Source organism: Selenomonas sp. oral taxon 126, from assembly GCF_001683335.1.
Taxonomy (GTDB): Bacteria; Bacillota; Negativicutes; order Selenomonadales; family Selenomonadaceae; genus Centipeda.
This window is the reverse complement of record NZ_CP016201.1, coordinates 270,846-283,633: the sequence shown is the minus strand read 5'-3', so window position 1 is coordinate 283,633 and position 12,788 is coordinate 270,846. Positions and strand designations below refer to the sequence as shown.

At 58.6% G+C, this 12,788-nt stretch carries 11 protein-coding genes, 2 tRNA genes and 1 pseudogene; 12 read left to right on the top strand and 2 right to left on the bottom strand.

Annotation, left to right across the window (positions count from 1 at the left end; all coding sequences use genetic code 11):
• From AXF19_RS14875 to AXF19_RS01185, 7 genes are all read left to right on the top strand, one after another.
• On the top strand, nt 1-192 hold a 192-nt coding region (locus AXF19_RS14875; protein WP_237141642.1), incomplete at its 5' end, for a dihydroxyacetone kinase family protein.
• A 76-nt stretch (nt 193-268) separates the two neighbouring features.
• A complete protein-coding gene (gene gltX / locus AXF19_RS01210) occupies nt 269-1,693 on the top strand; it encodes a glutamate--tRNA ligase (RefSeq protein ID WP_066849933.1) in 1,425 nt (474 codons plus the stop codon).
• Nucleotides 1,694-1,777: 84 nt separating this feature from the next.
• Nucleotides 1,778-1,852: transfer RNA gene (locus AXF19_RS01205), tRNA-Glu, on the top strand.
• A 5-nt stretch (nt 1,853-1,857) separates the two neighbouring features.
• A tRNA-Glu gene (locus tag AXF19_RS01200) sits at nt 1,858-1,932 on the top strand.
• Nucleotides 1,933-2,011: 79 nt separating this feature from the next.
• The gene (locus tag AXF19_RS01195; protein WP_066843957.1) at nt 2,012-2,770 is read left to right on the top strand and encodes a sulfite exporter TauE/SafE family protein; all 759 of its coding nucleotides are present in this window, start codon (nt 2,012-2,014) and stop codon (nt 2,768-2,770) included.
• Between the two features lie 36 nt (nt 2,771-2,806).
• On the top strand, nt 2,807-3,211 hold the full coding sequence (locus tag AXF19_RS01190; protein WP_066843953.1) for a rhodanese-like domain-containing protein: 405 nt from the start codon (nt 2,807-2,809) through the stop codon (nt 3,209-3,211).
• 22 nt (nt 3,212-3,233) lie between these two features.
• The gene (locus AXF19_RS01185) at nt 3,234-3,668 is read left to right on the top strand and encodes a rhodanese-like domain-containing protein (protein WP_066843950.1); all 435 of its coding nucleotides are present in this window, start codon (nt 3,234-3,236) and stop codon (nt 3,666-3,668) included.
• A gap of 34 nt (nt 3,669-3,702) precedes the next feature.
• Here AXF19_RS01185 and AXF19_RS01180 read toward each other — a convergent pair whose 3' ends face one another.
• A complete protein-coding gene (locus AXF19_RS01180) occupies nt 3,703-4,641 on the bottom strand; it encodes a LysR family transcriptional regulator (protein WP_066843946.1) in 939 nt (312 codons plus the stop codon).
• A gap of 108 nt (nt 4,642-4,749) precedes the next feature.
• On the opposite strand from AXF19_RS01180, the gene ttdA reads away from it, so the two are divergent.
• Entirely contained in the window at nt 4,750-5,649 is a 900-nt protein-coding gene (gene ttdA / locus AXF19_RS01175) for a L(+)-tartrate dehydratase subunit alpha (protein ID WP_066843944.1), read from the top strand.
• Complete coding sequence (gene ttdB / locus AXF19_RS01170) at nt 5,649-6,260, top strand: L(+)-tartrate dehydratase subunit beta (RefSeq protein WP_066843941.1); 612 nt, start codon at nt 5,649-5,651, stop codon at nt 6,258-6,260. Before ttdA ends, ttdB begins: the two co-directional genes overlap by 1 nt.
• A 119-nt stretch (nt 6,261-6,379) precedes the next feature.
• Here the strand turns inward: ttdB and AXF19_RS01165 are convergent, their stop codons facing one another.
• Nucleotides 6,380-8,536, bottom strand: coding sequence for a PTS transporter subunit IIABC (locus AXF19_RS01165; protein ID WP_066843938.1), 2,157 nt, complete (start codon nt 8,534-8,536; stop codon nt 6,380-6,382).
• A gap of 344 nt (nt 8,537-8,880) precedes the next feature.
• Here AXF19_RS01165 and AXF19_RS01160 point away from each other — a divergent pair, with 344 nt between their 5' ends.
• The 3 genes and pseudogenes from AXF19_RS01160 to AXF19_RS14500 all read left to right on the top strand — a co-directional run.
• Nucleotides 8,881-10,413 carry a hypothetical protein gene (locus AXF19_RS01160; protein ID WP_066843935.1) on the top strand — a complete coding sequence of 511 codons (1,533 nt, stop codon included), beginning with the start codon at nt 8,881-8,883 and terminating at the stop codon, nt 10,411-10,413.
• Nucleotides 10,410-12,137, top strand: coding sequence for a GTPase domain-containing protein (locus AXF19_RS01155; protein ID WP_066843932.1), 1,728 nt, complete (start codon nt 10,410-10,412; stop codon nt 12,135-12,137). Before AXF19_RS01160 ends, AXF19_RS01155 begins: the two co-directional genes overlap by 4 nt.
• Nucleotides 12,138-12,283: 146 nt before the next feature.
• A pseudogene (locus AXF19_RS14500) lies at nt 12,284-12,788 on the top strand (transposase); the annotation flags it as partial.

The window sequence follows — 12,788 nt, the reverse complement described above, 5'->3', positions numbered from 1 at the left end:
GGGAAGAGCCTGCGTGAGTGCCTTGAGGACGCGCTCAACGAGGGGCGTGCAGGTGCGGAGTACACGAAGACGATTGCGGCGCGAAGAGGGCGTGCGGCACTCATCGGACCGCGCAGTATCGGCATCGAGGATCCGGGCGCGATGAGCTCGCTCATCATGTTCCGCGCACTGTGCAGCTATCTGCGCGGCTGATTTTGGGAATTTTGGAGGAAATACGTTGACAAATACGGAGATTCGCACGCGTTTTGCACCGAGTCCGACGGGATATATGCACATCGGCAATCTGCGCACGGCGCTCTATGCCTATCTGTTTGCACGCGCAAATGATGGGACGTTCATCCTGCGCATCGAGGATACGGATCGCAATCGCTATGTGGCGGATGCGGTGGACTTCATCCGTCGCACGCTCGATGCGGCGGGCATCGTGCCCGATGAGGGACCCGACGACATCGGCGGGGACTACGGCCCCTACGTGCAGAGCGAGCGCATGGAGATCTACAGGAAATATGCGGAGCAGCTCGTGGAGAGCGGTCATGCCTACCGCTGTTTCTGCCACCACACGGAGGAGGCGGAACAGACCGAGGGAGAAAAGTCCTTCGGCGGCTATCCGCGTACGTGTCGTGACCTCAGTGCCGCCGAGGTGGAGGAACATCTCGCGCGCGGCGAGGAGTATGTCATTCGGCAGAAGATGCCGCTCGTCGGTGAGACAACGTTCTACGACGTGCTCCACGGCAATGTCACGATTCCGAATACGGAGCTCGAGGATCAGGTACTCCTGAAACGCGACGGCATGCCGACCTATAATTTTGCAAACGTGATCGACGACCACCTCATGAAGGTGTCGCATATCATTCGCGGCACGGAGTTCATCACCTCGACGCCGAAGCACGTCCTCCTCTACGAGGCGTTCGGCTGGGAGGCGCCCATCTTCGTCCACCTCGCGCCCGTCATGGGACGCGACGATGCGACGGGCAAGACGAGCAAGCTCTCGAAGCGGCACGGTGCGACGAGCTTTGACGATCTCGTGCAGATGGGCTACCCCGCTGAGGCGATTGTGAACTATGTCGCGCTCCTCGGATGGAGTCCGAAGACGACGAATCAGGAAGTCTTCTCGATGGACGAGCTGGTCGAGTCATTCTCGCTCGAGGGGCTGTCGAAGTCGCCCGCCGTCTTTGACTATGACAAGCTCGGCTGGATGAGCGGCGAGTACTTCAAGGCGATGACGGACGAGGAATTTGCCGCAGCAGCGCGTCCCTTTGCGGGAGATCTGCCCGCGCATATCGAGGAGCAGTGGGGGGCGATTGCCGCGCTCCTGCGTACGCGCGTCACGAAGCTCGGCGATGTACGCCCCGCAATCGAATTCCTCATCGAGACGCCGCCGTTCGACGTGCATCTCTACGAGAACAAGCGCAACAAGGTGACACCCGAGGCGGCACGGGAACTTCTGCCCGTCCTCATCGAAATCCTCGCGGCGCTGCCCGCAGAGCGTTGGGAGAACGATCTCCTCTATGCCCTGCTTGAGGAGTGCATCGAGCGCGAGGGCTGGAAGAAGGGCACAGTCATGTGGGTTCTGCGCATTGCAGCGGCAGGACAGGCGGTGACGCCGGGCGGTGCGACCGAGCTCCTGGCCATCCTCGGCAGGGAGGCAGGTCTTGCACGTCTCGAGGCGGCGTTGGCACAGCTTTCTGCATAAAAGAGAACAGTATTTTGAGTGCTGCAAAAAAATTGCTTGCGTTTTGGTAAATTCTATGATATAGTACCTCCTGTTGACATATGTGGCGCCTTCGTCAAGTGGTTAAGACACCGCCCTCTCACGGCGGGTTCATGGGTTCGAATCCCATAGGCGTCACCAAAATCGGCGCCTTCGTCAAGTGGTTAAGACACCGCCCTCTCACGGCGGGTTCATGGGTTCGAATCCCATAGGCGTCACCATCGCAATGAATGGGAGCTGCTGTGCAGCTCCTTTTATATTATAGGGGCGCAGCTTGCTGTGCCTCCGGTGGAGAATGCTATGCTCTTTCTGTCCATGCTCCTCATGGGGGGGATCATTGGTTTTGTCGGAGCAGGCGGTAGCGGTGTCATCATCACGCTGCTCGTCGTTGGCTTTGGCATTCCCATTCATCAGGCGCTCGCCGTCGCGCTCGGCTCAATGGCGTTTACAACGCTCTCGGGTGCAGTCAGTCACTACCGCGAGCGCGAGGTTGTGCCGCTGACGGGTGCAGTCCTTGGCTTGGGGGGGCTTGCCGGAGCGCTGATCGGTGCCGTGCTCTCGAACCATATGGAGGCGCCGAATCTGAGCCTCTTTACAGGCGTGATGCTGCTCTCAAGCGCATGCCTCCTCTATCTGCGCATCTATCAGGCGGAGTGGCTCGGACGGCAGATTCCTGTGCGCGAGGAGCTCCTCACGGGGCGCCGGCTCTATCTCTATGGGCTGCCCGTCGGTTTCGTCTGCGGTGTCTTATCAGGCGCATTCGGCATCGGCTCGGCGGCATATATTCAGATTGCGCTCATGGTTGTCTTTGGCGTGCCACTTCTCCAGGCAATCGGGACGACGATGATGATTATCGTGCCGATCTCGATCAGCGGCGGCATCGGTTACGTTCTCTATGGACAGCTCGATCCGTGGCTCTTTATACAGACACTCGTCGCACTCTCGGTTGGCTCATATTTTGGAGCGAAGCTGACACATCTCGCATCGCTGCCCGTACTGCGCTTCTGGATCGTCGCTCTGCCGACGATCGGCGGTTCGATTATGATACTCTTTCGATAGATCACCGCTTCTGCGGTTTGTTTTGGGGGGAAATCTATGAGAAAGATTGTGGCCGTCCTTGTGCTTTTTGCGATGGCTCTTTTCATCGCCGGCTGTGATGGAGATGCGCATGAAGATCAAAAGGAGCAGGCGAAATACCGCCGTATTACCGCCGATGAGGCGCAGGTGCTCATGCAGCGGGAGCAGGACTATCTGATCCTCGATGTGCGCACACCGGAGGAGTTTGCGGAGGGACATATTCCTCATGCGATCAACATCCCGATGGATGCGTTCGGCGAGGAGGCGCCTCGTGAGCTGCCTGATCGGAATCAGACGATCTTTGTCTACTGCGTCAAGGGGATTCGCAGTATGAATGTCGCAAACCGTCTCGCGCATATGGGATACAAGAACATCGTCGAGATGGGCGGCATTCAGGATTGGCACGGCGATATTGAGAAATAATTCTTTGATTGTGAGGTTTTGTATGAGTAAATTTGTTATGGCTCTTTGTCTGAGTGTACTGACACTGGGGATCTGCGGATGCGGCAGTGCGCAACAGGCAGACACACCGAAGTCCGCCGCTGCGTCCGATGCAAAGGAACAGGGAACGGCATTTCAGCGTGTAAGTTCCGATGAAGCGGCAAAGATGATGACGGCAGAGTCAGGGTATCTGATTGTCGATGTGCGGACGGCGGGCGAATACGCGGGCGGGCATATCCCGAACGCAATCAATGTGCCGAATGAGTCCATCAATACAACGCCGCCGAAGGAACTGCCGGATAAGGGGCAGCGCATCTTCGTCTACTGCCGCAGCGGTGCGCGCAGCCAACAGGCAGCCCAGAAACTCGCCAATATGGGGTATACGAACATCGTCGAGATGGGCGGCATCAAGGATTGGCACGGAGATGTGGTGAAATAATCTCGTACATTCATAGACAACAGCGGGGCAGAAGTCAAAGCGGCTTCTGCTCTTTTTGTATGTCAGAGCAGAATGTCCGGAGTTCCTCGCGGAATATGCTGACAGCGCGCGGGAGGTAGCGCTTTTTCGCACGTGCGAGCACGATCATGCGGCAGGGATCACCCTCTATGGCAGCATAGCAGGGCGGATGCGCGGGCGGTGCGGCGGCGATCAGTGTCTCAGGCAGGACGGCAGTGCCGAGCCCCGCACCCGCAAGGGCGTGCGCTGTGTTCATGCTGCGTGTTTCGAGTGCGATCTCGGGGACGAAGCCCTCGTCCTCGCAGAGCGTAAGGAGCATATCGTGCAGCTTCTGCTCGCGGTGCATCAGGAGGAACGGCGTCTCACGCAGTGCGGCGAGAGGCACTCTTGGCAGAGACGTGCGGTCGCCGGGGACGAGTCCGAGTGCGGTGCATACGGGATGTGCGGGCGGGAGCGCGAGCAGAAGGCGCTCCTCAAAGAGTATGTCATAGTCGAAGCGGCGCTCGTCGATGGGGAGCAGCGAGATCATGCAGTCCATTTCTCCCGCCGCCGCCATCTCTTCGAGGCGCTCCGTCGTATCCTCGCGCAGGTGGAGCGTGATCTTTGGATATTTCGCGCGAAAGGCGGGGAGCATGGGCGCGAGGAGATGTGTGCTTCGGAACTGAGTGAGCCCGACGGTCACATCGCCCGCCGCGCCGCGCACAATGTCGTCCACCTGCTGATGGAAGGATTCATCGAGCGCGATGATGGAGCGTGCCATCTCAAGGTAGCGTCTGCCGACGGCGGTCGGTGTGAGCCGCGTACCGCGATCAAAGAGCGGCGCACCGATCTTCTTTTCCTGCGCAGCGAGAAGCTGTGAGAGCGACGGCTGCGAGACATAGAGTGCCTTTGCTGCGCGCGAGAGCGTGCCCTCCTCGGCGATTTTCAGGATATAGCGAAAATGACGAAATTCCATAACACACCTCGTTATAAGTTTTTTTGTTATATGCTGGATAGAAAAATACGTATTCGACTTATAGTGAAGGATAGCGTATAATTCGAGCTGTGTAAAGGGGGCGTCATTATGACGAAAGTGGAAGCTATCGCGCGCATGACCGACGTGCTTGCAAAATTTGTGGCGTACACGGGCAAGCGGCTGCCGGATGATGTGCGGGCAAAGATCAGAGAGTTGGCGGCAGAGGAGGATGCGCCGCTCGCGAAGTCCATCTATGAGACGATGGAGAAGAATCAGGAACTTGCAATGAAGTTGAACCGTCCGAGCTGCCAGGATACGGGCGCGGCGCAGTTCTTTTTGAAATGCGGGGTGAATTTCCCCTACATGGGCGAGATGGAGGAGGTTCTGCACGCGGCGGTCGTGCAGGCAACGGCAGACGCGCCGCTTCGTCACAACGCCGTGGAGACGTTCGACGAGTACAACACGGGCAAGAATGTCGGCAAGGAGATCCCGTCCGTGTTCTGGGATATCGTCCCGGAGCGTGATGATATCGAGATCCATACCTATATGGCGGGCGGCGGCTGCACACTGCCGGGCAAGGCGATGGTGCTCATGCCGGGCGAGGGCTACGAGGGCGTCACGCGCTTCGTCCTTGATGTCATGACAAGCTACGGGCTGAACGCCTGCCCGCCGCTCCTCGTCGGTGTCGGCGTCGGCACGTCGGTCGAGGTGGCGGCACTGCACTCGAAGAAGGCGCTTATGCGCCCCATCGGCTCGCACAATCCGAACTCGCGCGCCGCACAGATGGAGCAGCTGCTCGAGGACGGCATCAATGCCATCGGACTCGGCCCGCAGGGGCTGATGGGCAAGCACTCCGTACTTGGCGTCAACATCGAGAATAGCGCACGCCATCCGTCTGTGATCGGTGTTGCCGTGAGCGTCGGCTGCTGGTCGCACAGACGCGGGCACATCATCTTTGACAAGAATCTTGACTATAGGATTCTCTCGCATGCGGAGGTGGATTTCTGATGAAAAAGAAAGTGCTGACGACCCCGATTCAGCCCGAGGATATTGCAGATATCAACGTGGGCGACGTGATCTACCTCACAGGCTATCTCACAACCTGCCGCGATGTGGCGCACCGCCGCGTGATCGAGGAGGGGCGAAAGCTCCCCGTCGACGTGAAGGACGGCGCGATTCTCCACGCAGGTCCGATCATCCGCAAGCACGGTGAGGGGGCATACGAGATGGTGACGGTCGGCCCCACGACGAGCATGCGCATGGAGAAATTCGAGGAGGCATTTATCGCAGAGACGGGCGTGCGGCTCATCATCGGCAAGGGCGGCATGAAGGACGGCACGATGCGCGGCTGCCGCGACCACAAGGCACTGCACTGCGTCTTCCCTGCGGGCTGCGCCGTTGTCGCCGCCACGTGCGTCGAGGAGATCGTGGATGCGCACTGGCTCGACCTCGGGATGCCAGAGACGCTTTGGACGTGCAAGGTGAAGGAGTTTGGCCCCCTCATCGTCTCCATCGACACGCACGGGCGCAATCTCTTCGAGGAGAACAAGGTCGTCTTCAACGAGCGCAAAGAAAAGGCGTGTGCAGAAATCTGCAAGCAGGTTGGGTTTATTAAGTGAAGAATTTTATGGTAATACGGTGCATACTCCACGCGAACGCTTAGGTAGAAATTCATGACACAAAAAGAACGCCATTCCCGTCGTGGGAGCGGCGTTCTTTGCGTTAGGGGAAATTTTGGTTAGACTTTTGCAACGGGATCGAGTGCCGTGACTTCGCCCTCGGCGGTCATCTCGACGCTCGTGCCCTCGGGCAGGCCTGTGAAGATCACGAGGCAGGCGTCGGATTTCGCATTCTCCTGGATGTAGGGGATGTCGAACTCCATGAGCTTGTCGCCCTTTTTCACCTGCTGTCCCGACTCGACAAAGACGGTGAAGCCCTTGCCGCCAAGCGCGACCGTGTCTACGCCGATATGGAGCAGATACTCCGTGCCGTCCGCACTCTTCATGCCGATGGCGTGCTTCGTATCGAAGACGAAGACAACCTCGCCGTCGTCGGGTGCAAGAACTTCGCCCTTGCTCGGGTAGATGAAGAAGCCGTCGCCCATCATCTTGCTCGCAAACGCCTCATCGGGTGCCTCCGTGATGGGATGTACCGTGCCCGTCACGGGGCTGTTCAGCGTGCGCTTTGCCGCGTTTGCAGGAGCAGCTGCGGGCGTGTCTGCCGGCTTCTCCTCTGCGGGGGCTGCTGCAGGTGCATCATCCTCCGGCTCAACGTCGGGCGCCGTTTCGAGATAGGTCTCGAGGTTCGACTTGATGACAGCGACCTGCGGCCCGTAGATGACCTGTACGCCCGTGCCCTTGACGATGACACCGACTGCGCCCGTCGCCTTGAGGAGCTTTTCGTTGACGAGTGAGGAGTCCGTCACGGAGCAGCGCAGACGCGTTGCGCAGCAGTCAACGGAGGTGATGTTGCGCTTGCTGCCGAGACCGCGTGCAATCGCCGCGCTCTTTGCGTCAAAGCCCGCATCGCCCGATGCGCCGCCCGCGCCCTCGCGCGCCTTGTAGTCCGCCTTTGTATAGAGCTTCGTCTCCTCGTCGTCGTCCTCGCGGCCCGGCGTCTTGAAGTTGAAGTGCGTAATCATCCAGCGGAAGATGAAGTAGTAGAGGAAGAAGTAGATGACGCCGACGGGGATGACGTACATCCAGCTCGTCTTTGCCTCACCCTGCAGAATACCGAAGATGAAGAAGTCGAGGAGACCGCCCGAGAACGTGAGTCCGACGGCGATGTTGAGCATATGCGCAATCATGTATGCTGCGCCCGCAAGTGCGACCTGCACGGCAAAGAGCGCGGGGGCGACGAAGAGGAAGGAGAACTCGATCGGCTCCGTGATACCCGTGAGCATACAGGTGAGCGCCGCCGAGAGGAGGAGTCCGCCTGCGACCTTCTTCTTTTCGGGACGCGCGCAGTGATACATCGCGAGCGCCGCGCCCGGCAGACCGAAGATCATGAAGATGAACTCGCCCGAGAAGTAGCGTGTCGCATCCGCGCTGAAATGCGCGACATTCGGCGAGGCGAGCTGTGCGAAGAAGATGTTCTGACCGCCCTGGATGAGCTGGCCGTCGATCATCATCGAGCCGCCGACGCCCGTCTGCCAGAACGGCAGGTAGAAGACGTGGTGCAGGCCGAAGGGGATGAGCGCACGCTTGATAATACCGAAGATCAGCGTGCCAATGTAGCCCGTGCCCGTAACGAGGCTGCCGAGCGCGAAGATGCCCTGCTGCGCGAGCGGCCAGACGAAGTACATCAGGATCCCGACGAAGAGAAAGACAATCGTCGAGATGATCGGAACGAAGCGCGAACCGCCGAAGAAGGAGAGTGCATTTGGCAGGACGATCTTGTGATACTTGTTGTGCAGCCATGCGACGCCGATGCCGACGATGATACCGCCGAAGACGCCCATCTGGAACGACATGATGCCGCAGGAGGCGGCAATCGTGCCCTCGAGCACGTGCGGCGCAATCGAGCCGTCCGGCAGGATCTGTCCGCCGAGCTTCAGCATCGCGTTGCACGCCGTGTGCATGACGAAGAAGGCGATCATCGCGGAGAGTGCCGCGACCTCCTTCTCTGCCTTTGCCATGCCGATCGCGACGCCGACCGCGAAGATGATCGGCAGATTGCCGAAGATCGTGCTGCCCGCGCTCGCCATGATCGAGAGCAGCGAGTGCAGTGCCGTGCCCGCGCCGAGCACGCCGCCGAGACCGTACGTCTCAATCGTCGTGGGGTTGGTGAACGACGCGCCGATGCCGAGCAGGATACCTGCAATCGGCAGAATCGCGACGGGCAGCATGAAGCTGCGCCCAACCCGCTGGAGCACACTAAAGATTTCATCTTTCATATCTGTGACCCCTTTCCCTCCGCATCCATCCGATGTACGCCCTCCCCTTTGGGCATACAAACAAAAAGGCATCCGGATGGTGAAGCTCCATGATGATGCCTGTATGCGATGAAATGCGGAAAATATAAAATCATACATAATGATTATACCGTAGATGGGGAAGGTCTGTAAAGGAGAAGTTTGCAAGGGGGCGCGCGAAGCAATATCGCGTTGTAATTCTCTGCGGATTTTCCTGACAGAAAATTAATTTATGGCAGGAAAATCCGCGGGGGGGGAATAATATCTATGTATAGAAAACAGCGAATGAGGCAATACTTCGCTGTACCTCGATTCCATGGAAAAAATTGAAAGGTATCCTTACGGATGATGCGCCGCAGGCGGGGGAGGCGGAGAAGCTCGCCGAGCTGCGTGCTCTGGGCAAGAGTGTTCTCGGTCTCGTCAATGTAAAATTAGCGCTGAATATGGATCGCCGTGCGCTGGCATTGCGTGGTCTCCGTGAGTGCCTTGCCGATACAGGTCGCCTCGATGCAATCTGTACGCAGTTCCGCGCCTATGCGGAAAAGCATCAGCAGGACTGGGCTGGCATTCCCTTCATCTATACGCATCTGCGTGCGGCATTTCTCGGACAGGAGAGCCGGCTGAATGATGCAGAGCTGTACGAGGCGAGCAATTTTGCCGCTGTGGAGGAGTATATCCTGTCGAAGGTGCGGCAGGACGGCGCATTCCTGCGCATCAAGACCTTTGTGGACTGCGTGGTAAAACCAATGCAGGAGCATATGGAGCGGCTGCTGGGCAACAGCTCCGTGAATGCACAGGATGGCATGATCCACCGTCGGAAATGGCATGAACTTGACGATTGGCGGGAGGCGTTCTTCTCACGCGTCAAGGAGGCATATGCTGATTTTTCTGCACGGCTGTGGTCTGACATCACGGGCGGCATCGAGGACTTTGTCGAGGATCACTATGAGGGCGATATTTCGGCGAAGTGGAACTACTATATGAAGCAGCACCTTCAGCTGGAGCAGAAACGCAGGGCATTTCTCGAAGATATCTCACGGCAGTGCGAGCGGAAGCAGCGGGAGCTGCTCGACGATCTGCGCTTCGAGCAGCAGTTCTCCGGGCAGATCCGACTGGGGTATCAGATGTCGATAGGGGATGTATCCGACACGAAGACGTGGCTGCAGATCGGAGCGGGGGCTCTCGTGCTGGCAAATCCCATTGTAGGCATCGCCGCCGGCCTTCTTGTTTCCATCTTCGGCGACAGCAAGGAGGAGAAGATACGCAAGCAGAAGATCGAGATCCGGGACAAGCTGAAGAAGCAGATGGATCCGATACACGATCAGATCATGGATCAGGTCAGAGATAAGGTCAATGAGGTCATCGAGGCACGCATCGACGGACTGGGTGATGTTCTCGTCTCGGCAGACGAGCGGCTTCTCGCCCTCGCGCATGAGGAGGCGCGTGCAGCCGGGCGGATCCAGACGGAGCTGCGCCGTCTCAATATGGAGCTGTGGACGGAGGCGGAGCGCTATGCGTCTGTGACGAAGGATATCGAGGTCATGACGATTGCGCGCATTCCGGGGGTTCAGACACTCGTCCTTGCAAAGCGGAAGCCGGGGAAGCGGGATCAGGGTAAGATGGAGGAGATCCTCGGTGCGCCGATCGAGTGCAGCACGGAGACCTTGGCGCAGAACTGCAGACGGCTTGTTCACGGCTATCAGGATGAGGCGTTTGAATATGGAGGAACCAGCCCTTATTACTGCAAGATCCTCGCACAGGAGCGATCAGCCGAGGAGTTGGCAAAGGACGCAGGCTATCGCCTTGCGCAGCAGCTCTTCTGCACGCCGATCTTTGATGCACAGGAGGTATGGGGATGAATGACTTTGTACTGCACGCATATGCAGAGCGCGCCGAGTCGCTGCTCAGCAGAGTACGGGCGGCATTCGACGCGTTGGAGTTGCCGGCGGATGCACTGCCGGACGATATGCGCCCCGATGACGGTGCGATCAAGCTCGTCTTTGTCGGACAGTACAGCGCGGGCAAATCCAGCATCATCAAGATGCTCTCCGGCATCGACACGGCGATCGGTGCCGGCATTACGACGGGGGCGGCGAAGGCGTTCGACTGGAACGGCATGGAGATCATCGACACGCCCGGCATCCATACGGGGCTGCGCGAGGATCACGATGATATTACGTATGCTGAGATCGGTCAGGCGGCGCTCCTCGTCTTCGTCGTGACAGGCGAGGGGTTCAACGCACAGATCGGCGCGCATTTCCGCAAGCTCGCCGTCGAGCAGAAGCGCGGCGGGAGCATGGTGCTCGTCGTCAACAAGATGGATCGTGCGCCGGAGGGTAACTCTGCGGCGCAGCAGACAATTATCCGCGACGATATGCGCAAGGTCATTGCGCCCTACAGCCCCGAGGAGCTCTATATGAGCTTCCTCGCAACAAAATACTACGAGATGTCCTGCGATGAAGAGGAGAGCGAGCTGCGGCAGGAGCTCCTCGAAGAGAGCGGACACGACGCATTCATCGAGAACTTGAACGCCTTTGTGGCGGCAAAAGGCGTTGCCGCCCGTCTGCTGAAACCGCTCCGTGCACTTGAAAATGCGATGATGAAGGCGGGGGATCTCCCCGAGGAGGATCAGGCAGCATACGAGGGGAATCAGGAGATTGCAAGGCGCAAGCTGCGTGCAATCGACGATGCGGCGCAGGACTGTGAGAGCGAGGTACAGCGGCTCGCCCTGCACTGTCAGTCGGAGATCGCCTCGCTGGGGCGCAGCGTTCTCCGCAAGATCGAAAGTGCCAAGTCGGAGGAGGAGGCAAAGGTCGCGCTGGAAGAGGCACAGGCACAGGCACAGATCCTTGCCGGCAGGGCAGATGCAGAGGTCAATACGGCACTCCTGCAGATGGCGGAGACGCTGGACAAGGAAATGGAAAAGCTGAACGACTCCCCCTTTGTGCGTCAGGTGGTTGAGATCAGCAACCGTGCCGTCACTGTGCGTGAGGGTGAGGGCGGCGGAGGCAGTGTGTCTGTTGGGGATGTGATGCAGCAGGCGGGTAAGCGGCTCGCGGGACACAGCCTGAAGGAGGGCAGTGCGCTCGCCGGCGGCAATCTGATGCCGTGGAATGTTGCGACGGGGAAACTCACGGAGTTCTCGGGATCGGCGATGCACGGCATCGTCAAGACGCTGGGCAAGACGTTCGGCGTCAAGTTCGCGCCGTGGGGGGCCGTCGGCATTGCGCGAGGGGCGGCGGTTCTCGGATCTGTTCTGGGATTTGCCGGAGCACTGTATAACATCTGGAGCGTCTTCAAGGATGGAGAGACGCGCGAGCAGAAGGAGAAGGAGAGCAGGAAGGCGAGGGCGGAGATCCGCAACGCGTTCAGCGAGGGCGCACAGGAGGTCTACAGCGACCTCGTCGCAAGAGCGCGGGAAAAGATCCGGGAGAGCGTGGAACACGATAAGGAAGGTGTCCGCGAGGCGCAGCGGCTGCTGGAGGCACAGCGCACGCTGATGGAGCAGCGCAAGGAGCAGCTGGCGGGGCTTTTGACAGAGACACGGACGCTGATCGAGGAGATTGCGGCATCGCGTGCGTGAGACGGGGAAGTCTGCAGAGTCTGCCACGGGAAACTGTGGCGGACTTTTCCTCATGTGCAGGGATGGTCTGCAATTTGTCTGTGACTCTCTTTGAAAATATGGTATAATGATGCAAAAGAAGTTCATGCACCGAGGCGGGTGATCCGATGGAAAAAGGGCGACAGTATCAGGATTCGCTGTTTCGTATGTATTTCAATGATGAAATGCGGCTGAGGGAACTTGCGGGCGCTCTGCATGGAAAGGCATATGCGGCAGAGGAGCGGCTGGAGATTGTGACGCTTGAGGGGACATTCCTGTCGCAGATCAAGAACGATGTTTCGTTCCTGCTGGCGGGGCGTTATCTCATTTTTCTCGAGCATCAGAGCACGCCGAATGAGAATATGTCCCTGCGTTGCCTCTATTATGTCTGTGAGCAGCTGCGCAAGACGATTGATTCGAAGCAGATTTATATGAATCAGAGAATTACGTTGCCGGTGCCTGAGTTTCATGTGTTCTATACGGGCGGGGTGAATACGCCTGAAGAATACGAGATGAAACTTTCGGATGCATATGCGGAGGCGAGCAATGCGGTCAACCTCGAGCTAAAGGTGTGCGTGCATAACGTCGCCTATGATGAGGCAAAACTTCTGCTTGGCAGGAGCGCCGCAATGC